The sequence below is a fragment of the Pseudarthrobacter defluvii genome (assembly GCF_030816725.1).
GTDB lineage: Bacteria > Actinomycetota > Actinomycetes > Actinomycetales > Micrococcaceae > Arthrobacter > Arthrobacter defluvii_A.
Map to the genome: position 1 here is coordinate 2847981 of NZ_JAUSYG010000001.1, position 20374 is coordinate 2868354.

Here is a 20374-nt window from a genome sequence, read left to right on the forward strand (position 1 = left end):
GGGGTTCCTTACCGTCGGGTCTTAGAGTCGGGTCCAGTCGAGGACAACTTTGCCGCCCACGCCGCTGCGGGCAATCTCAAAGCCCTTTTCCCAGTCCGAGGCCGGCAGCGTGTCCGTGACCACGGCGGAAATTCCGGCGTGGAGCACCGGGTTGGAGGAGAGCATGGCGCTCATGGCGTACCAGGTTTCGTACATCTCACGGCCGTAGATGCCCTTGAGCGTGAGCATGTGGGTGACCACCTTGCCCCAGTCGATGGTGATCTCCTGGCTGGGCAGTCCCAGCATGGCGATCCGGCCGCCGTGGTTCATGTTGTCGATCATCTCAGGCAGGGCGGAGGGATGGCCGGACATTTCCATTCCGACGTCGAAGCCCTCGCGCATGCCCAGCTCGCGTTGGGCATCGCGCACCCGGGTGGTGGAGACGTTGATGGCAAGGTCGGCGCCGAGTTGGCGGGCCAGATCCAGCCGCGGCTGGGAGACATCCGTGATGACCACCTTGCGGGCGCCGGCATGACGGGCGACGGCGATGGCCATCAGTCCGATGGGACCCGCGCCGGTGATGAGCACGTCCTCGCCCACCAGCGGAAAGCTCAGCGCGGTGTGCACGGCATTGCCGAAGGGGTCGAAAATGGCGCCGAGTTCGGGCGTGACGGACGGGTCGTGGTGGACCCAGACGTTGGTTTCGGGAATGACGACGTACTCGGCGAAGGCGCCGTCGCGCTGCACTCCCACGCTGACCGTGTGGATGCACATCTGGCGGCGCCCGGCCCGGCAGTTCCGGCAGATGCCGCACACCACGTGGCCTTCGCCGGAGACCCGGTCCCCCACCTTGACCTCGCGGACGTCCTCCCCGACCTCCACCACTTCGCCGTAGAACTCGTGGCCGGCAATCAGGGGAGCTTCGATGATTCCCTGTGCCCAGGCGTCCCAGGACTGGATATGCAGGTCCGTGCCGCAGATTCCCGTGGTCATGACCCGGATTTTGACGTCTGCGGGGCCGGCGACGGGCTCGGGCCGGTCGACGAGCTCGAAACCGGCGTGCGGGCCGGACTTGTAGAGGGCCTTCATTGGCGTCCTTACTGCTTGGCATTCAATCTGCGGGGTACGTCTTCCCCATTGAAGCGCTGCCGACGCTTTAGCACAACGGCAATCTTCTCAATCGACGATGTAGCAACTGCTAATGGATAGACTGGGGTTCATGGAGGTTCATCAGCTTGAAATCCTGCGGGAACTGGGTGCCCTGGGCAGTGTGAAAGCGGTGGCCGACACGCTCATGGTCACGCCGTCGGCGGTGTCGCAGCAACTGGCGCACCTGCAACGGAGCGTGGAGGTGCCCCTGACGCGCAAGGAGGGCCGGAACCTGGTGCTCACCGAGGCCGGCCAGGTACTCGCTGACGCAGGTGCCGCCGTCGTCCGCGCCATGGCCGAGGCCCGCGGCGCCCTGAGCAGCTACCACGGTTCCCCCGCCGGCAGGGTAACGGTCAGCGGCTTCCACAGCGCAGGCCAGGCTCTGTTCGCGCCGCTGGCCCGGATGCTGGACCGGCCAGAGCATCCACGGATCGAATTGTCCGACGAGGACGTTGCCCAGCATGACTTTCCCGCCCTCACTGCCCGGTATGACCTGGTGCTGGCACACCGCATGGACCACAGTCCGCGCTGGCCGGCCGACCGGGTGGCCGTCATCCCGCTGGCGCACGAACCCCTGGACGTGGCGCTGCCGGCCGGCCACCCCCTGGCGGAAAAGGACACGGTGACGGCGGACGACGTCGGCGCCGAGGCCTGGGTGACCAGCCACCCCGGCTACTCCCCCGCCGACGTCCTGTCCGCCGTCGCAGCCGTTTCCAGCCGGGAACCGAACATCGTCCACCGCATCAACGACTACTCCACGGTGGCGGCGCTGGTGGCTGCCGGCGGCGTGGTGGGGTTGCTGCCCAGGTACACCGCCGGTCCCGTCCTCAACCCGGACATCGTGCTGCGCCCCCTGGAAGGCATCAGCACCCACCGGAGGATTGACCTGCTGGCCCGGCCCGAGAACCTGAAACGGCGGGCCGTGGTGATGGTGTGCGAGGCGCTGGAGGACATCATGGCAGGCCTGGTGCAGCAGGGCTAAATGCAGCAGCCCTGAAAAGGGGCAGCGTTCCGGAGGCTACGAGTCCTGCTCATCCTGGTGGTTGCCCTTGCCCATCTTTTGTCCAAGGCCTTTGCCGTGTCCCAGGCCCTGGCTGTGTCCCGGTCCGCGTCCCAGCCCCATGCCGGGCCCTTCACCGGCGCCCTTCACGATCCGCTTGGCCGTGGCCTTGTCCCCGTCCTTGACGCCGGCAATGCGGACGGTGTCCCCGGCGGCGATGTCCGCGATGGTTCCGTCGGTTGGCTTAAGGCGCTTGCCGTCGTCGGACTTTCCTCCGCTGGGCGTTGCTCCCGGGCTGGGCGCTACGCCTGAACTGACGGCCGGAGGGATCCTTGTGATTTTCGTGTCGCCATTGACGTTGTAGGTCTGGGTGAAGCCGTCCTCGCTCTTGACGGTGATGGCAGAGTCGCTGACCGACTCCACGGTTCCGCGCTGTTCCAGGACGGTCTGGAAAGTACCGTCGGCGTTCTTGACCACGCTCTCCCCATGCAGCGGCTGCGCGCGCTGGGCTTTGCCGGGCTTGTTGTGCCCCGGCGCGCTGCCTGAGTTGCCAGGCGCTGATTGTGATGCCGATTGTGAAGGCGAGGGCGTTGGCGTGCTGGTGGCGGACCACGCGAGGGCGGACCCGGCCCCGGTCAGCGCCACGGCAACTGCACCGGCAAGCACCGCCCTGCGCATTTTCGTTGGTTCCCGGACCACCGTGGTTGTTCCTCCCGCACGCTCCTGGGGACCAGCGCCCCCGTGGGCTCCAGTGTAAGTCCCACGCAACCCAGCAGCCACGGGTACTTTCGGGCGGGGCCGCCCGAGTACCCAACACCTGCTTAGAGCGAAACCGGGTCGCAGTTGATGCCGTTATGAGGGTTCAAAACGACATCAACTACGACCCAGTTGCGCGGGATGGGCCTAAACGGTGACGCCCAGCCTCTCCAGGATCAGTTCCTTTACGCGGCCGGCGTCGGCCTGGCCGCGGGTGGCCTTCATGACCCCGCCCACGATCGCGCCGATGGCCTGGACCTTTCCGCCGCGGATCTTGTCCGCGACGTCGGGCTGGGCGGCGAGTGCGGCGTCGATGGCTTCCAGAAGGGGTCCGTCGTCGGACACGACCGCCAGGCCGCGCTTCTCCACGATCTCCTCGGGCGTGCCTTCACCTGCGAGCACGCCGTCCAGCACCTGGGCGGCCATCTTGTTGTTGATCTTGCCGGCCTCCACCATGCGGCTGAGTTCGACAACAGTGGCAGGCTCGACGCCCAGCTGGCCGGGATCCACGTCGGCGGCCTTGGCGCGGCCCACGATCTCGCCCATCCACCACTTGCGGGCCACGGAGGCGGAGGCGCCGGCGGCGATGGTTTCCTCGATCTCGTCCAGGACTCCGGCGTTGACCACGTCGCGGAACTCCAGGTCCGAGTAGCCCCAGTCAGCCTTCAGGCGCTTGCGGCGCTCGGCCGGCGGTTCGGGCAGGGTGGCGCGCAGTTCCTCCACCCATTCGCGGGAGGCCACCACGGGAACCAGATCAGGTTCCGGGAAGTAGCGGTAATCGTCGGCGTCGGACTTGGGCCGGCCGGAGGTGGTGGTCCGGGTGTCCTCGTGCCAGTGCCGGGTTTCCTGGACCACCGGGTTGCCGGAATCGAGGACGGCGGCGTGCCGCTGGATCTCGTAGCGGACGGCGTGTTCGACGGCGCGCAGCGAGTTCACGTTCTTGGTTTCGGACCGGATGCCGAACCGTTCGCGGCCGTGCGGGCGCAGCGAGACGTTGGCGTCGCAGCGGACGTTGCCGCGTTCCATCTTCGCGTCGGACACGCCCAGGTTCTTCACGATCTCCCGGACGGCTGCCACGTAGGCCTTGGCCAGTTCCGGTGCGCGGGACCCGGCACCCTCGATGGGCTTGGTGACGATCTCCACCAGCGGGACGCCGGCGCGGTTGTAGTCCACCAGCGAGAAGTCGGCGCCGTGGATCCGGCCGGTGGCGCCGCCCATGTGGGTCAGCTTGCCGGCGTCCTCCTCCATGTGCGCGCGCTCGATCTCCACACGGAACACGGTGCCGTCCTCGAGTTCGACGTCCAGGTAGCCGTCGTACGCGATGGGCTCGTCGTACTGGGACGTCTGGAAGTTCTTCGGGGTGTCCGGGTAGAAGTACTGCTTCCGGGCGAAACGGCAGGACTCGGCGATCTTGCAGTTCAGCGCCAGGCCGATCTTGATGGAGGACTCGATGGCAGTCCGGTTCACCACGGGCAGGACGCCGGGCATGCCCAGATCCACCTCGTTGACGTTCGTGTTGGGCTCGTCGCCAAAAACGTTCGGGGCCGAGGAGAACATCTTGGTCTTGGTGTTCAGCTCCACGTGGACCTCGAAGCCCAGGACGGGATCGTACTTCTCCATGGCCTCATCGAAGCTCAGGATATGGTCAGTGTTCATTATTTTGCCTCCTGGGTTTCGAGGGTTCCGGCAGCGGCGGCGGCAAGGTCGGGAGCCTGGGCCAGCAGCGGTCCGCCCCACTTCGCTTCGAGCAGCGACTCCAGGACCGCACCCACCCGGTACAGGCGGGCATCCTCGCGGGCCGGGGCCAGCAGCTGGATGCCGACGGGCAGTCCGTCCTCGTCGGCCAGGCCGCCGGGCAGCGACAGGCCGGGGACACCGGCGAGGTTGGCCGGGATGGTGGCGACGTCGTTGAGGTACATGGCCAGCGGATCGTCCAGTTTTTCGCCGAGCGGGAACGCCGTGGTGGGGGCGGTGGGCGAGATCAGGACATCCGCCTGCGCGAAGGCGGCCTCGAAGTCCCGCTGCACCAGGGTGCGCACCTTCTGCGCCGAACCGTAGTAGGCGTCGTAGTAGCCGGCGGACAGAGCGTAGGTGCCCAGGATGATGCGGCGCTTGACTTCGTCGCCGAAGCCTGCGGCGCGGGTGGCACCCATGACGCGTTCGATCGTCATGGGGCCCTCTTCGGGGAGGACGCGCAGGCCGTACCGGACGCCGTCGAACTTGGCCAGGTTGGAGGAGGCCTCGGACGGCATGATCAGGTAGTAGGCGCCCAGGGCGTACTGGAAGTTGGGGCAGGAAACCTCAACGATCTCCGCCCCGGCTTCCTTGAGCAGCTCCAGGGCATCGTTGAAACGGTTTTCGACGCCGGCCTGGTAGCCCTCGCCGTGCAGTTCCTTGATGATGCCGATCCGGAGACCCTCAACGTTGCCGGTCTTCGCGGCGGCAACGAGGTCCGCCAGCGGGTCGGGCAGGGAGGTGGAGTCGCGCGGATCGTGGCCGCCGATGACCTGGTGCAGCAGGGCTGAGTCCAGGACGGTGCGGGTGACGGGGCCGATCTGGTCCAGCGAGGAGGCCATGGCGATGGCTCCGTAGCGGGAGACGCTGCCGTAGGTGGGCTTCACGCCGACCGTGCCGGTGACGGCGCCGGGCTGGCGGATGGAGCCGCCGGTGTCCGTGCCCAAGGCCAGGGGTGCCTCGAAGGCGGCAACGGCAGCGGCCGAACCGCCACCGGAGCCGCCCGGGATCCGGTCCAGGTCCCAAGGGTTGCGGGTGGGCCCATAGGCGGAGTGCTCCGTGGAGGAGCCCATGGCGAATTCATCCAGGTTGGTCTTGCCCAGGATGGGCATCTTCGCGGCGCGCAGGCGCTCCACAACCGTGGCGTCGTACGGGCTGTGCCAGCCTTCAAGGATCTTTGAGCCGGCCGTGGTGGGCTGGCCGATGGTGACGATCAGGTCCTTGACGGCGATCGGTACGCCGGCCAGGACGTGCAGGGCCTCGGCTTCGGCACCGCCGGCGGCGCGGATGGCGTCCACCTGGGCGGCGACGGCCAGGGCTTCCTCGGCGTTGACGTGCAGGAAGGCGTTGACCTTGCCGTCCACGGCGGCGATGCGGTCCAGGTAGGCCTGGGTGGCTTCGACGGCGGTGACCTCGCCGGCGCGGAGTTTCTCGGCCAGCTGCGCGGCGGACAGGCGGATCAGGGTGTCGGCGCTGGTGTTCTGTTCAGTCATGGTTATGCCTCATCCAGGATGGCCGGGACCTTGAAACGGTTCTCATCGGAGTCCGGGGCGCCGGAGAGTGCCTGTTCCGCCGTGAAGGTGTGGCCCACGACGTCGTCGCGGAACACGTTGGTGAGCGGGATGGGGTGCGAGGTGGCCGGTACATCGTTCCCGGCGGCCTCGCTGACGGACTTGACCGAATCGACGATGACGGCGAGCTCGCCGGCCATCCTGTCCAGCTCTTCGGCACTCATCTCGATGTGAGCGAGCCGCGCGAGGTGCGCGACGTCGTCACGGTTGATCGCAGCCATGGATCTCCCCTGCAAAGTTCGGATTGTTTTCCGATCCAGTCTAGTGCGGAAACGCAGATGCCCGTCTGACATCCCCCAGCGGGCGTCAGACGGGCACCTTCGATGCCCGCGTCGTGTCACGGGGACAGGAGCGCGGGCAGCTACAGACTAACCGATTCCAATGGCTCCGGTCAGCATGCCGACGCCGAGCATTACCAGCGAGATGACGGCGGTGCGCCAAAGGACCTTCTTGTGGTGGTCACCGAGGTCCACCTTGGCCAGCGACACCAGCAGCAGAATGGCCGGAACCAGCGGGCTCTGCAGGTGGAACGGCTGGCCCGTGATGGAGGCGCGGGCCATGTCCGCGGCGCCCACCCCGTAGTGTGCGGCGGTTTCGCTCAGGACCGGCAGGACACCGAAGTAGAAGGCGTCGTTGCTCATGAAGAACGTCATGGGGATGCTGAGCACGCCGGTGATGACGGCCATGAACGGCCCCATGGACGTGGGGATGATCTGGACCAGCCATGCTGACATTGCTTCCACCATGCCGGTGCCCTTGAGGACGCCGGTGAGGACGGCGGCAGCCATGACCATGCTGACCACGGCCACGATGGACGGTGCGTGCGCGATCAGCTGGGCGCCCTGGTCCTTGACCTTGGGGAAGTTGACCAGCAGTGCGATCGCGGCGCCCACCATGAACACGAACGGCAGCGGGACGACGTTGGCTACGAGCACCACCATGACGGCGACGGTCAGGGCCAGGTTGAACCAGAACAGCTTGGGGCGCAGGGTGCTGCGGTTGGGGTCCAGTGCGGTGTCCGCCATGGCGGAGTCGTGGTCGTCCACCAGGGCCTCGGTGCGTTCCAGGACTGCTACGCCGGCGCCGCCAAGGGGACGGTCGACGGCGGGGGCTGCTACGCCAGGGGCGCCGCCCTTGCGTCCGGCACCGGTTCCGGAGGCACCTGCGGAAGTGCCGCCGTCGAACTCTGCTGCCGTGTCCGGCACGCCCCAGATCTCGGGGGCGGTGGCGCGGAGGCGGTTCCGTTCCTGGAGGCCGAGCAGCCAGGAGAAGGCGAGGACCACGACCAAGCCGGCCACGAGGGACGGGATCATGGGGACGAAGACGTCGTTGACATCAATCTTCAGGGCGGTGGCGGCGCGGGCCGTGGGGCCGCCCCACGGCAGGATGTTCATGGTGCCGTTGGCCAGGCCGGCCACGCAGGTGAGGACCACGGGGCTCATCTTGAGGCGGAGGTAGACCGGAAGCATGGCGGCGGTGGTGAGGATGAACGTGGTGGACCCGTCGCCGTCCAGGGACACCGCAGCGGCCAGGATGGCGGTGCCCAGCACCACCTTGGCGGGGTCGTTGCCCAACTTGCGGAGGATGAACTTCACCAGCGGGTCAAAGAGCCCGACGTCGATCATCAGGCCGAAGTAGATGATGGCGAACATCAGCAGGGCGGCCGTGGACGTCATGGACTTCATGGAGTCCATCACCATGTCACCGATGCCAAGGCCGGCACCGGCGAAAAGGCCAAAAACAGTAGGGACGATGATCAACGCCAGCACTGGCGTCAACTTCTTCGTCATGATCAGCACCATGAATACCGCGATCATGGCGAATCCAAGTATTACCAGCACAGCCGGCTCCTTCTTGTGAACGGCACCACAGCGTTGTGATGCGTGCTACAGACTGTAGGGTGGCGTCCGTCACGGGAGTGCCTTTGGCTCAATTGATTGGCATACTGCTTATTGGGAGCATTTTGCTCATTCTGCTCACTGCGCGCTGTCGCGCTGAAACCCTGGCTCGCAGCCACCCGTCAAGGAGGATGAATGCAGCGATCCGCGCCCCGGCAGCCGCTGCGGTTCTCCAGCCAGACGCTGCTGCTCCAGCTGGCCGTGGTGCTGCTGGTGGTGCTGCTCAGCGCGGCCGTGCACGCCTGGCTGACCTACGACCGGGTGGGCAGCGACGCGGAGAACCAGGCCCTGACGCTGGCCCGGACGGTGGCCTCCGACCCGGAGGTCCGGGCTGATGTGCTGTCCATCAGCGAACAGCCCGGCGCTCCCCCTGCTGCCGAGCTGCTGGGTGGGCCGCTGCAGGCATCGGCCGAGGCAGCACGGGCCCGGACCGGTGCGCTGTTCGTGGTGATCACCGACGAAACCGGAATCCGGCTGGCCCACCCGGATCCGCAGCGGCTCGGCGAGAAGGTGAGCACGGACCCGTCCGAGGCGTTGTCCGGGCAGGAGGTCACCACCCGGAACACGGGAACCCTGGGACCTTCTGCCGGCGCGAAGGTTCCGGTGTACGCGCCCGGCACCTCCACTGTGGTGGGCGAGGTGAGCGTGGGCTACTCGATGGAGACCGTGGCCCAAAGCGTGGCCCGCGACATCGGACCCGTGGCCCTGACGGCCGCGGGTGCCCTGCTGGCCGGGGTTTTGGGGTCCTTCCTGCTGCGCCGCCGGCTGCAGCGCCTCACCCTGGGCCTGGAGCCGGAAGAGATCAGCACGCTGGTCCACGACCAGGTGGCGGTGCTGCAGGGCGTGGACGATGGCGTCATCGGCGTCAGTGCCGACGGCCGTGTGAGCGTCTTCAACGCCGCAGCGCAGCGGCTCCTGGGGTTGCCCGACCTGTCAGGGGCGCGGTGGGAAGACGCGCCCGTCCCGGAACAGCTGAAGTCCCTGACCCGCCCCGGGACCGGTGTTGCCGGCCCGGCGGGTGCCATCGGCGGATCAAACCAGGACGCCCTCGAGCTGGTGGCCGGCGGCCGGGTCCTGGTGGTGAATGCCCGCAAGGCGCTGCACCGGCGCGAGGACCTGGGCTGGGTCATCATGCTGCGCGACCGCACGGAGCTGCAGGAACTCACGCGGCAGCTTGATGCCGTCGGCACCATGTCCACCGCGCTGCGCGCCCAGCGGCACGAGTTCGCCAACCAGCTGCACACCCTTGCCGGATTCCTGGGCATCGGCCAGCAGCAGGAAGCGCGCGACTACCTTGCAGGGCTCGCCGCCACCGGCCCGCTGAAGTTCCCGGTGGACCAGGCCGAGCTGCTCCAGGACCCGTACCTGCAGGCCTTCGTGGGGGCCAAGGGCGTGGAAGCGGACGAGCGGGGCGTCGCGCTGCGGATCGGCCCGGAGACCCTGGTCCGCGGGCAGGTGACGGAGGCCCAGGATGTGACCACCGTGCTGGGAAACCTGATCGACAATGCGATCAATGCCGCCGTGGCGGGTACGTCCACCGACCGCTGGGTTGAGCTTGAGGTGCTGGATGAGCCGGGCGACGACGGCGGCACCCTGCACGTGGTGGTGGCTGACTCGGGCGACGGGATGGCAGAGGGAACCGACCCGGAGGGCGTATTTGCCGAAGGGTTCACTACCGCCACCGGCCCGGTCCGTGCAGGTGGCGGGCAGGGCTTCGGCCTGGCCCTGGCGCGCCAGTTGGCGCGGCGCCGAGGCGGCGACGTGAAGGTGCTGGAACGCGGGGCCAGGGGCGGCCCTGGCGCCGTGTTCATGGCCACCCTTCCGCAGACGACGGCAGGAAACCCTGCCGCCAATGATCTGGGGGCAGCCGGAAAGGATGACAATGGCTGACGATTTTCGGGTCCTGATCGTGGACGACGACTTCCATGTGGCCAAGCTGCACGCCGCCTATGTCGATTCCGTGGCGGGCTTCCTTGCCCTGGCTCCGGTTGGGACGGCGTCGCTGGCGCTGCAGGCCATCCACAGCCTGCGGCCTGACCTGGTGCTGCTGGACGTCTACCTTCCGGATGCCTCCGGCCTGGACCTGCTGCAGCAGCTGGATGTGGACACGATCATCCTCAGCGCCGCTTCGGACGCCGCATCCGTCAGGGTGGCATTCCGCCGGGGCGCGCTGGGGTACCTGCTCAAGCCCTTCACAGCGGAGTCACTGTCCCAGCAGCTGCGCTCCTATGCCCGGTACCGGCGCCTCCTCGGGCAGCAGGGGGCACTGGACCAGGAGGCGGTGGAACGCGCCAAACGCTCGCTCATTCCGGGGGATGTCACGCCGTCGTCGAAACCCCGCTCGGCGACCGAAGCGGCGGTGCTGGAATCGCTGGCCCCCGGCGAACAGTACTCCGCCGCCGAGGTGGCCTCCCGCGTAGGTGTCTCGCGCGCCACGGCCCAGCGGTACTTGTCGTCCCTGGCAGACGACGGCGCGGTGGATATCCAGCTTCGCTACGGCACCACAGGGAGGCCCGAGCACCGTTACGGCCTGCCGGCACGGTAGCGCAGGGATCACCAACGCTGCGTCCCCAATCACTGGCAGCGGCGGCCTGCAGTCCCACCTGTGGGGCTGTTACAGGTCGCGCCGGTAAACCAGCAGCTTTATGTCCGTGTCGGGGACGAACCAGTCCCGCTCGGGTACGCGCTGGAAGCCGGTTTTGCGGTACAACCCGTGGGCGCTTTCCCACGACTGGCCGGTGGTGAGCGAAACTCCCTTGATGCCGGGAAGGCTTTTCGCGTGACTGATGATGGCGTCCACCATGGCCTTGCCGGCACCGCTGCGCTGGACAGCCGGGTCCACCACCAGCATGCGGAATTCCAGCTCGTCCTGCAGCGCGATGTCCGCGTACGGTTCCCCGGCCAGTGCCAGCGTGACCGAACCCATGACGGTCCCTTCCCGTTCTGCCACCCAGATGGTGGCCTGCTCCGCGCGCTCTGCCACATCCATGATCTTCACCATGTAGGGGTGCGCGGCGTCGTCGAAGTAGCCTGCGGAGAGGTAGGAGTCGCCGGTGATGCGGGCGACGGCGTCGAAATCGGCCTGGACGGCGGGACGGATGGTCAACTGCTTGTGCACCCGTCAATGGTAGTGGCCCGCGTGCCCCGGGTCCGGCGTAAACGCGCTTTCCGTGATCGAACTATCAGTACTGGGGGTGCCTACAGCGGGAACTTCCCGGACAGTTCAAGGCTGGCCGCGCAGGTCCAGGCATCCAGCCGCTCGTCATCTGTGGGACCGCCGTCGAGGGGGCTGGTGAGGCGCGGCCTGCGCACCCAGCAGCCGGCTTCTTCCGCAATCAGCGCTCCTGCAGAAAAGTCGTGTTCGTTCAGCCCCCGTTCGCCGTAGGCGTCATGGGTTCCGTCAGCCACCATGCACAGGTCAAGGGCGGCGGAACCGAGCCGGCGGACATCGGCAAAGCCATCCATCAAAGTACCGAAGGCGGCCGCCTGCTGGGCGCGGATATCGGGCTCGTAGCTGAACCCGGTGGCCAGGATCTGCCCGGCCCGGCCCGGTATGGGCCCCTCAAGCCTGGTGACGGTGTCGCGTTCCTGACGCCACGCACCCTGGCCGCGGGCGGCGTAGTACACCCGCCCCAGCGCCGGGGCGTTGACGACGCCGGCCAGCCAGACGCCGTCGACGTCGGCCACCGCCACGGAGGTGGCGTAATAGACGATGTTGCGGATGAAGTTCGTGGTGCCGTCCAGTGGGTCGATGGACCAGCGGTAGCCGGTGGGATCAACAGGGCGCGTGGTTCCCTGCTCCTCGCCCGTGATGCTGTCGCCCGGGCGGGCAGCGGAGATGACGTCCCGCACCGCGCTTTCGGCGGCAACGTCGTACGCGGTTACCCAATCCCCTGCCGCGCCCTTGTTGCTCGCGTCCAGTGCGTTGCCGTCGCGGTCGGAGAGAACGTTGGCGCCTGCCGCGGCGGCCTGCTTGGCCACCTCCAGCAGCTCCGTTGCGGACGTCATGCGTTCTCCTCAGTCTTTTCTTCCATTGCCTCGTCTTCCATCACGTCCCGGTCCGCTGCTGCTGGCCCGTCGCCCACAGCTGCCGGGCCGCCGTCGAGCAATTGCCGGAACCCGTCCTCATCCAGCACGCGGATTCCCAACTGCTCTGCCTTGTCCAGCTTGCTGCCGGCGCTCTCGCCCGCCACTACGTAGCTGGTGTTCTTGGACACGGAGCCCGCCGCCTTGCCGCCCCGGAGCAGGATGGCCTCCTTGGCCTCGTCGCGGCTGAAGTTGGGCAGCGAGCCGGTGACCACCACAGTGAGCCCTTCGAGTGTGCGCGGCATTGACTCGTCGCGTTCATCCTCCATGCGCACCCCGGCAGCAGCCCAGCGGTCGACGATTTCCACGTGCCAGTCCTCGGCGAACCATTCCTTCAGGGCTGCGGCAATGGTGGGTCCCACGCCGTCCACGTGGGCGAGTTCCTCCTCGGACGCGGCGCGGATGCGGTCCATGGAGCCGAACGCCTGAGCCAGGGCCCGCGATGCGCGCGGACCAACGTGCCGGATGGACAGGGCAACCAGCACACGCCACAGGGGCTGGGTCTTGGCCTTCTCGAGTTCCTTGAAGAGCTTCTGCGTGGTGGCGGTGGGCTTGGACGGTGACTTGGCGGTGCCCTTGCTGAAGAAGTACGGCACCAGCTCGTACTCGCCCGTGGGCACGCCCTTGGCCTTCTTCTCGCGCCGGATCCGGACGTCCGCCAGGTCCTCGGGGGTGAGGTCGAACAGCCGGGCTTCGGAGGCCAGCGGCGGCACTTCCGGTTCGGCGGGCTGGGTCAGGGCGATGGCAGCTTCCCAGCCCAGTGCCTCAATATCGAAGGCGCCGCGGCCGGCAACATGGAATACCCGCTCCCGCAGCTGGGACGGGCAGGACCTGGCGTTTGGGCAGCGCACATCCACATCGCCCTCCTTGGCCGGAGCCAGCGGAGTGCCGCAGGAAGGACATTCGGTGGGCATCACGAAGTCGCGCACCGGCGGGTCCTGCTGGTCGCGGAGGTTCAGGACCGGGCCCACGATCTCCGGAATGACGTCCCCTGCCTTGCGCAGGATCACGATGTCGCCGATCTTGACGCCTTTGGCCTTGACCACGTCCTGGTTGTGCAGGGTGGCCATCTCCACGGTGGAACCGGCCACCTTGACCGGCTCCATGACGCCGTAGGGGGTGACGCGGCCGGTGCGGCCAACATTGACCTGGATGTCCAGCAGCTTGGTGTGGACTTCCTCCGGGGGGTATTTGTAGGCCACGGCCCAGCGGGGGACGCGGGTGGTGTTGCCAAGGGCCCGCTGGGTGGCGAAACCATCGACCTTGATGACGATGCCGTCGATCTCATGGAGCAGCTTATGGCGCTGGTCGCCGTACCGGCTGATAAAGGCCAGCACGTCGTCGCGGGTTTCCAGCACCTCGAAGTAGGGGCTGACCGGCAGACCCCACTCCTTGAGCAACCCGTACGTTTCCGACTGGCTGCCGGCCGCAAGCCCCTCGCGGGCACCGATGCCGTGGACGAACATCTTCAGCGGCCGCTTGGCCGTCTCAGCCGGGTCCTTCTGCCGCAGGGAACCGGCGGCGGCGTTGCGGGGGTTGGCCAGCGGCGCCTTCCCGGCTTCGATCAGTGCTTCGTTGAACTCGGCGAAGGCCTTGGACGGGATAAAGACTTCGCCGCGCACCTCCATCTCCGCCGGGAATCCGCTGCCGCGCAGTTCCTGCGGGATTTCCTTGATGGTGAGCAGGTTGTGGGTGATGTCCTCGCCGGTGGTGCCGTCGCCGCGGGTGGCGGCGCGCACGAGCTTGCCGTCCCGGTACAGGAGGTTGACTGCCAGGCCGTCGATCTTGAGTTCGGTCAGCCAGGCGGCTTTCGCCCCGCCGTCACCGATCTTTTCAATGCTGGCCTCCGCCCGGTTGAGCCATGCCTCAAGCTCCTCGAGCGAGAAGACATCCTCAAGGCTGTACATCCGCTGCAGGTGTTCAACGGGTGCAAACGCCGCTGACACCTCGCCGCCCACTTCCTGGGTTGGTGAATCGTTTGCCACCAGCTCCGGGTGCAGCGCCTCGATCTCCTCGAGGCGGCGGAAGAGGGAATCGAACTCGGCGTCCGACACCAGCGGCGCGTCCTCCTGGTAGTACGCGAACCGGTATCTCCGCACCAGGTCAGCAAGGTTTTCGTATTCCTCGCGGATGGCCCCGGTGGGGATCGCCTCGGGCTCGTGCGGCGCCGTGGCCCGGGTGGCGGTCTTCTCTGCGGGTCCTGGTCCTGTGCTCACAGACCTATCTTGCCTTACACCCCGGACAGTCAATGGGAGGAAGGCGGCGGGCAGGAAGAGCTTCCGCCGCCATCGCTCAGTGCAACCGGAGCCGGTTCCGGTTGCGGTTCCACCAGGCGAAGGCAGCGCCAGACACAGCCAGCAGCACCGCTCCAAGGGTGATCGGCAGGAGGGCAGGTCCCCCTGGGCCCTGCCCACCGGCGGGGGCAACGGCAGCCAATTGGGTAGGCGCTGCAGACCGGGTGACAGGGCTGTTCCAGTCCTTTCCGCTGGACGGGCCGGTGGGTGGGCGGTAACCGGCGGAGGGAGAGGAACTGCCGGCTGCAGGTTCGTCCGGGACTTGCGGCACAGTAGCGGGGACCGCGGCCGGATCAGGCGCCTGCGTGCCAGATCGTGGGGTATCTGCCTGTGGCGGTTGCGGCTGGGCGGGTTGGGCGGGCGGCTCGGAAGGTGGCGCCGGCTGCGCGGGTGGCGGAGCCGGTTCTTTGGACTTCCGTGACCGCCCGTTTTGTCCTGTGTCCGGGCTGCTGGCGAGGATGGGCAGGCAGACGAGCCCGCAGTCTTGTGCTGCCTGGGTAGCCGATGTGGGGGCGGGCGATGGTTCCGTGGTTGCAGCGAGTGCCGGGCCTGTTGGGAAGAAGCCAAAAGCGAGGGCCAGCGCGGCTGCGGATATCGTCGTCGAAACAGCGTGGCGGACCGGTGTGGACGGGGTCATTGCTACCTTTCGATGCGCGCAGCCCCCCACCACGGCTTTCTGGTGTCCCCGGTAGTCTTCTACAGCGCGCTGCGGGGCCGCAAATCCGCAGCAGTTGCGGCCCCGCAGGTGTCCGGCCTGCTCAGTCCCGGTTTTCCGGCGGCAGCGCCACCTGGATTTTCCGCGCCTTGCCGCGTCCCACCACGTAGCCGCGGCCAGGGATGAACTCCGGGCTGACCCGGCCCAGGGAGGTGTTGAGCAGGCTGTCGCCCTCGATGTCCCCGGGGTTGAGCAGCAGGCCGCGCCGGCCGGACTTGAAGGGCTGGGCAAGCTGCCAGGCGCTGGACCAGGTGGAGGATTCAGACTCGCCCACCACCCACTGCTCAGCTTTGAGCGACGCCGTCACCAGCTGCGCCAGGCTTGATTCGGCGATGGTGTCGGTGAACTCCGTCAGGCCTTCGATGAAGAAGGCCACCGTTCCCGGGTTCCCGGTGGAGTGCTCCACCAGGTCCTCCACCACCTCGGCGAGGTCGTCCGGGCCCACCACGGAGCGGTTCCAGATGGGAAGGGACGCGACGGCGGACCGGCGGGACCCGAGGTAGATCAGTTCGGTGGCGGGGTTGGAGCGGCGCAGCGCGTAGGCCAGGGTCACCAGGGCTACGGTCCGCCCGGCACCCGGGGGGCCGGCCAGCAGCAAGGGGCCCCGTGCCATGATCTCGGCGGGCTGCAGGGACTCGTCGTCCACGCCGATGACCGGCAGGTCCGCGGTTCCGGCGGGCAGGACGTCCAGGTCCACCTGCTCGGGAAGCCGCCCGATCCCGGGGGCGGTATCCAGTCCCTGCCGCAGCATGGCTTCGCTGAGCTTGTGGACTTCCCGGGCCTGCAGGGCAAGGTTCGAGTTGCCGCCCAGGACGGCCAGCTGGACTTCCAGTCCGTCGAGGAGTCCGCGGCCCGGGGGCGAGTTGGCGGTGAGGACATCCCTGGGCACATCCATGGAAATGTAGTCGTCCTCATTGGAGAGCCGCAGGACCAGCCGGCGTTGGATGGACGCCAGCAGCGACGCGGGGACGGCATTGGGCCGGTCCCCCGTGACCACCAGGTGGATGCCGAGGGTCCGGCCGTCCGTGGCCAGCTGGAGGAAGATGTCCCAGAGCCCGGAAAGCTTGCTGTGCTCGTAGGCCTCCCGGAACGCGGACATGCCGTCCACCAGCACGAAGATCCGCTTCTCGTCGGGCCGGTTGGCCAGCTTCCGGTACTCCACGATGGTGGACGCACGGACCTCGGCGAACTGCGCCGAGCGCAGCTCGGCGATGTCCCGCAGGAGCCGGAGCAGCCGGCCTACCCGTTCCACATCGTCGCCGTTGATGATCTCGCCCACGTGTGGAAGCTCTTCGAGCATCCGCAGCCCCGAAGAACCGCAGTCGATGCCGTACACGTGGACCGGGCCGCCGCGCGGGGTGACCGCGGCGGCGATGGCAATGCCGCGCAGGGCGGCGGACTTGCCCGAGCCGCCGGTGCCGTAGATGGCCATGTTGCCGTCCCGGTCCGGTTCGTAGAACACGGTGGGCTGGTCCTGGTGGACGGGATCGTCGGCAACGCCCAGCAGCAGCTGTTCGTCGGTGCGGGGGTTGGGCAGCTTGGAGAAGTCGTAGGTCTTGGCCAGCTCATCCAGCCACGGTTTCCGCGGCGGCCGGATGGCCAGTTCGCCTGCGGCGTGCACGATGGTGGAGGTCATCCTGGCGATGTCGTTGGGGCCGGCCGGTTCCTGGGCAACGGGCTTGTCAGGGGCCGGTGCTTCCCAGCTGGGACCGGAGCCGAACGCCATTTCCACGATGTCGATCTGAGGCCGCTGCGGCTTGTCAGTGGTCCAGCCGCCCGCGTAGCCGGTCTGGAATCCCTGGATGCGGCCGGGCCCGGTCTTGGCAGCGCCGCGGCCTGGGATGGCGGGGTCGAAGTAGGCGGCGTCCGGGACGCCGAGGATGTCGGTGGCGTCGTCCTCGTCGGCCATGCGCAGTGCCACCCGGAGGTTGGTGTTCGCGCGAAGGTTGTCCTTGATGACGCCGGCGGGCCGCTGGGTGGCCAGGATCAGGTGCAGCCCGAGCGAGCGGCCACGGGCGGCCACGTCCACCACGCCGTCGACGAATTCGGGAACGTCATTGGCAAGGGCCGCGAATTCGTCCACGATGATGATCAGGTACGGCGGCGCCTCGGGGTCGGCCTCCCGCTGCAGGGCCAGCAGGTCCTTGGCCTTCTTCCGGTTCAGCAGCTGCTCCCGGTAGTGCAGTTCGGCCCGCAGGGAGGTGAGGGCGCGGCGAACCAGGTGCGGGGACAGGTCTGTTACCAGGCCCACGGTGTGCGGGAGGTTGATGCAGTCCGCGAACGCGGCGCCGCCCTTGTAGTCCACGAAGAGGAAGCTGACCCGGTCCGGGCTGTAGGCGGCAGCCATACCCATGACCCAGGACTGCAGGAACTCGGATTTACCGGCGCCGGTCGTGCCGCCCACCAGCGCGTGCGGCCCCTCGTTCTTCAGGTCCAGGTACAGCGGTTCGATGCCCTTGGACCCCACCAGGGCACGGAGGGTGCCGTTGTCCTTGCGGTTGGCCACGGCAGTGGCATGCACAGAGTTGTTTTCCGTCCAGCGCTCGGCTACGGCCTGGGGGTTGTCCAGGAAGTCCTTCCCGATCAGCGTTGCGTAGGACACCGCGCGCGGCAGGTCGGAGTCGTCATTGACGGGCTTGCCCACATCCACCACGGGCGCCAGCATCCGGGCCAGCTGTGCGGCGAGCTCGGCATCAACGCTCTCACAGCTGACCGGGTAGGTGTGGCGGCCCAGTCGCACCTGGCCGGTGGTGGTGCCGTGGTCGCCGTCCACCACCATGAAGTCGCGGCAGGCGGCCGGGAGGGCTTGGATATCAGTGGCCACCCACAGGACGTGGACGCCGGAGTCGGGTCCGCGTTCCGCCAGCCGGGTGAGGCGGCCGCGGTCCACAGGGGCGTCGTCCTCCACGATGACCAGTACGGACGGCAGGACGGGTTCTTCGAGCTCGTGCTTCACCGGGTCGATGCCGGGGCGCAGGTCCGGGGCGGACCGCTTGGCGGCGGCCTCGCGGGCATCCACCAGGTCTTCGAGCCGGGCCAGCAGGGAGGAGCCGCCGGCCGAACCGGCGGCAAGGTGGTCCCCCGACAGGGGGCTGTGGCCCGAACCAACGTGCGGCAGCCACTGCAGCCAGTTCCAGCGCTCCCGCGACTGGGCGGAAGTAATGGCGGTGAGCACCACCTCGGCCGGGGAATGCAGGCCGACGAGCTGCAGCACCATGCCGCGGGCAACGTCGTCCACCAGGCCGCGGGCGCCGGCGATGCCCAGGGCGCCGGAAGTGCGCAGCTGGGAGACCACCGGGACGCCTTCGATCTCGCTGAACTGCTTGATGCAGTCTTGGATTTCGCGGGCGTACTGGACCTCAGTGTCGTTGTTGGAGGGTTCTTCCAGCGGAATGCGGGACGGTCCGGTCCCCAGCCCGAAGCGCAGGCCCAGGAAGGACAGGTGCTCCGGCCGGTGCGTCCACAGCAGCGGCCCGAGCTTGTAGATGGCATCCACGGTGTCGCTGACGGACGGCGCTTCCTGGAGCCGGACCGCCCGTTCCACCTGCTGCAGCTCGGTCAGGTCCTGCCGGAAGGCGGCCATGGAGGCACGGAACTGCTTGAGCTGTTCCTTCTGCTGTTTCCGGGTCCGCATTTTCGTGTCCACGTAGTGGCCCACGATGAACAGGGGCATCATCAGCATGAACACCATGGACAGCACGTTCTGCGTGACCGCGAAGATGACGGCGCCCATCATCAGGGGCGCCACCAGCATGATGTAAGGGAACGGCTGGTCCTCGGGCCGCTTGGGCCCGGCGGGAAGGACGCGCTTGGGCACGTCGAAGCGGGGCACCACGCGCGGGGAGCGGTTGAAGTCCACAAGGGGCGACGTCGGCGCTGCCGCATGATTGTGCCCCAGCGGCACCACGGTGACGGTGGTGTCCCCCAGGGTTACCGTGTCGGAGGAGTTGAGGGTGGCGCGGGTGACGGGCAGCCCGTCCATCAGGAGGCCGTTGGCGGAATTGGTGTCAACGATTTCGATGCCCTCGCCCACCGTGATCCGGGCGTGCCGCTTGGAGGTGAGCGGGTCCGTCAGCCGGATGTCCACGTCCCGGTCCCGGCCGATGTAGCTGGTGCCGGTGGGCAGCGAAAATTCGCGGCCGACGTCGGGCCCGGAAAGCACGCGCAGCGTAGCCGCGGCAGGTCCGCGGCTCGCCCCGGGTTCGTGGAACTGTTCGCTCACCTGGGCCAGCGACACCACGGAGCCGGGCCGCAGGCCGGATTCGAGGAGGTTGTCCTCCCGGGCCAGGATGTTTCCGCTGATGCCGGCGCCCACGAAGGCTTCGTCGATGCGCAGGGACAGGTTCTCCGGCGCAGGCGTGCCCTTGCGGTCGGGATCGGCCGCCCACAGCACGGTGGCAATGTCCGCCACGGTGGCCAGGCCGTCCACCGTGACGGCCAGGTCCTTGGCTCCGGCGGGTTCGCGGCGGAGTGTCAGCCGGATCCTCATCCTTCGTCCACGCCCCTCATCTTTTCGAGCAGGTACAGGTCATCGGAGGTCACCAGGTGGGTGGTGACGGCGTGCTCCACGAGGCGGGCCCGGCGGTTGGTGGCCAGCTTGCCGCCGCCGCCGCGCAGCCCCGCGACACCCACCCGGTCCAGCTTGTCGCAGACGTTGTCGAGTTTGCGGTTAAAGCGGGTCAACGCCCAGCCCAGGGTCCTGGCGGCGGCCGCCGAGGACGGGATGGTGCTGAAGCCGGTGCCTTCGCGCCGGAGCACCGGTTCGGCGAGCGCCACGATCAGCGCCTTCTGCGCGTCGGTGAAGACCACGGGGCCGATGGTGGTGTCCCCGCTGCTGGCCCCTTCCCTGGCTTCCTGCCGGAAGGACGGCGTCTTCAGGTGCACGGCGAACTCATACGTCGTGGGTCCGGCCGTGAAGATCACGTTGGTATGGCTGAACACCAGCGGAATCCGGGCGCCGGGCGACAGCCAGGCCTGCATGCCGCCGGATGCGTCGGCCACGGTGGCGGAGAGCATGGTCCCCACGTTGCTGAGCCACCAGATCCCGTCGTAGCGGGCCACCTGCAGGAACTGCCGGTGCAGGTACGGGTTGTCGTCCACCTCGAGATCGCCCTCGCGCCCGATATTGAAGACGTCCTCATCCGATGGCTCATACCATTCGCCACAGAAATCTATTGCTAGATCCCCCATGA

Annotated in this window: 14 protein-coding genes; 3 read left to right on the plus strand and 11 right to left on the minus strand. The window is 67.9% G+C overall.

Features of this window, described 5'->3' with window-relative positions; genetic code table 11:
- Positions 1-21 precede the first annotated feature (21 nt).
- Positions 22-1068, minus strand: a complete 1047-nt coding sequence (gene tdh / locus QF031_RS13410; protein WP_307428891.1) for an L-threonine 3-dehydrogenase — start codon at positions 1066-1068, stop codon at positions 22-24.
- 130 nt (positions 1069-1198) lie between these two features.
- Here tdh and QF031_RS13415 point away from each other — a divergent pair, with 130 nt between their 5' ends.
- Entirely contained in the window at positions 1199-2110 is a 912-nt protein-coding gene (locus QF031_RS13415; protein WP_307428894.1) for a LysR family transcriptional regulator, read from the plus strand.
- A gap of 36 nt (positions 2111-2146) precedes the next feature.
- Here the strand turns inward: QF031_RS13415 and QF031_RS13420 are convergent, their stop codons facing one another.
- From QF031_RS13420 to QF031_RS13440, 5 genes are all read right to left on the minus strand, one after another.
- Positions 2147-2806, minus strand: a complete 660-nt coding sequence (locus QF031_RS13420) for a hypothetical protein (protein ID WP_307428897.1) — start codon at positions 2804-2806, stop codon at positions 2147-2149.
- 225 nt (positions 2807-3031) lie between these two features.
- Positions 3032-4540 carry an Asp-tRNA(Asn)/Glu-tRNA(Gln) amidotransferase subunit GatB gene (gatB, locus tag QF031_RS13425; RefSeq protein ID WP_307428901.1) on the minus strand — a complete coding sequence of 503 codons (1509 nt, stop codon included), beginning with the start codon at positions 4538-4540 and terminating at the stop codon, positions 3032-3034.
- Positions 4540-6111, minus strand: coding sequence for an Asp-tRNA(Asn)/Glu-tRNA(Gln) amidotransferase subunit GatA (gene gatA / locus QF031_RS13430; RefSeq protein ID WP_307428904.1), 1572 nt, complete (start codon positions 6109-6111; stop codon positions 4540-4542). The genes gatB and gatA overlap by 1 nt, the downstream gene beginning before the upstream one ends.
- 2 nt (positions 6112-6113) lie before the next feature.
- Positions 6114-6410 (minus strand): Asp-tRNA(Asn)/Glu-tRNA(Gln) amidotransferase subunit GatC, encoded by a 297-nt coding sequence (gatC, locus tag QF031_RS13435; RefSeq protein WP_307428906.1) that lies wholly within the window; start codon positions 6408-6410, stop codon positions 6114-6116.
- A gap of 147 nt (positions 6411-6557) precedes the next feature.
- Entirely contained in the window at positions 6558-8030 is a 1473-nt protein-coding gene (locus QF031_RS13440) for a CitMHS family transporter (protein ID WP_307428909.1), read from the minus strand.
- 192 nt (positions 8031-8222) lie between these two features.
- On the opposite strand from QF031_RS13440, the gene QF031_RS13445 reads away from it, so the two are divergent.
- Positions 8223-9977 (plus strand): sensor histidine kinase, encoded by a 1755-nt coding sequence (locus tag QF031_RS13445; protein ID WP_307428912.1) that lies wholly within the window; start codon positions 8223-8225, stop codon positions 9975-9977.
- A complete protein-coding gene (locus QF031_RS13450) occupies positions 9970-10632 on the plus strand; it encodes a response regulator (protein ID WP_307428915.1) in 663 nt (220 codons plus the stop codon). Before QF031_RS13445 ends, QF031_RS13450 begins: the two co-directional genes overlap by 8 nt.
- Positions 10633-10701: 69 nt before the next feature.
- On the opposite strand, the gene QF031_RS13455 is transcribed toward QF031_RS13450, so the two are convergent.
- From QF031_RS13455 to QF031_RS13475, 5 genes are all read right to left on the minus strand, one after another.
- Positions 10702-11205 (minus strand): GNAT family N-acetyltransferase, encoded by a 504-nt coding sequence (locus QF031_RS13455; RefSeq protein WP_307428917.1) that lies wholly within the window; start codon positions 11203-11205, stop codon positions 10702-10704.
- 80 nt (positions 11206-11285) lie between these two features.
- On the minus strand, positions 11286-12095 hold the full coding sequence (locus QF031_RS13460) for an inositol monophosphatase family protein (protein ID WP_307428920.1): 810 nt from the start codon (positions 12093-12095) through the stop codon (positions 11286-11288).
- Complete coding sequence (gene ligA, locus QF031_RS13465; RefSeq protein ID WP_370874564.1) at positions 12092-14320, minus strand: NAD-dependent DNA ligase LigA; 2229 nt, start codon at positions 14318-14320, stop codon at positions 12092-12094. Before ligA ends, QF031_RS13460 begins: the two co-directional genes overlap by 4 nt.
- Positions 14321-15225: 905 nt before the next feature.
- A complete protein-coding gene (locus QF031_RS13470) occupies positions 15226-19671 on the minus strand; it encodes an FtsK/SpoIIIE domain-containing protein (RefSeq protein WP_307428923.1) in 4446 nt (1481 codons plus the stop codon).
- The gene (locus QF031_RS13475; protein WP_307428926.1) at positions 19668-20372 is read right to left on the minus strand and encodes a hypothetical protein; all 705 of its coding nucleotides are present in this window, start codon (positions 20370-20372) and stop codon (positions 19668-19670) included. Before QF031_RS13475 ends, QF031_RS13470 begins: the two co-directional genes overlap by 4 nt.
- Between the last annotated feature and the right edge of the window lie 2 nt (positions 20373-20374).

Coding starts and splice junctions, on each gene's coding strand:
- tdh (WP_307428891.1), bottom strand. CDS start 1,068: ATGAAGGCCCTCTACAAGTCCGGCCCGCACGCCGGTTTCGAGCTCGTC.
- QF031_RS13415 (WP_307428894.1), top strand. CDS start 1,199: ATGGAGGTTCATCAGCTTGAAATCCTGCGGGAACTGGGTGCCCTGGGC.
- QF031_RS13420 (WP_307428897.1), bottom strand. CDS start 2,806: ATGCGCAGGGCGGTGCTTGCCGGTGCAGTTGCCGTGGCGCTGACCGGG.
- gatB (WP_307428901.1), bottom strand. CDS start 4,540: ATGAACACTGACCATATCCTGAGCTTCGATGAGGCCATGGAGAAGTAC.
- gatA (WP_307428904.1), bottom strand. CDS start 6,111: ATGACTGAACAGAACACCAGCGCCGACACCCTGATCCGCCTGTCCGCC.
- gatC (WP_307428906.1), bottom strand. CDS start 6,410: ATGGCTGCGATCAACCGTGACGACGTCGCGCACCTCGCGCGGCTCGCT.
- QF031_RS13445 (WP_307428912.1), top strand. CDS start 8,223: ATGCAGCGATCCGCGCCCCGGCAGCCGCTGCGGTTCTCCAGCCAGACG.
- QF031_RS13450 (WP_307428915.1), top strand. CDS start 9,970: ATGGCTGACGATTTTCGGGTCCTGATCGTGGACGACGACTTCCATGTG.
- QF031_RS13460 (WP_307428920.1), bottom strand. CDS start 12,095: ATGACGTCCGCAACGGAGCTGCTGGAGGTGGCCAAGCAGGCCGCCGCG.
- QF031_RS13470 (WP_307428923.1), bottom strand. CDS start 19,671: ATGAGGATCCGGCTGACACTCCGCCGCGAACCCGCCGGAGCCAAGGAC.
- QF031_RS13475 (WP_307428926.1), bottom strand. CDS start 20,372: ATGGGGGATCTAGCAATAGATTTCTGTGGCGAATGGTATGAGCCATCG.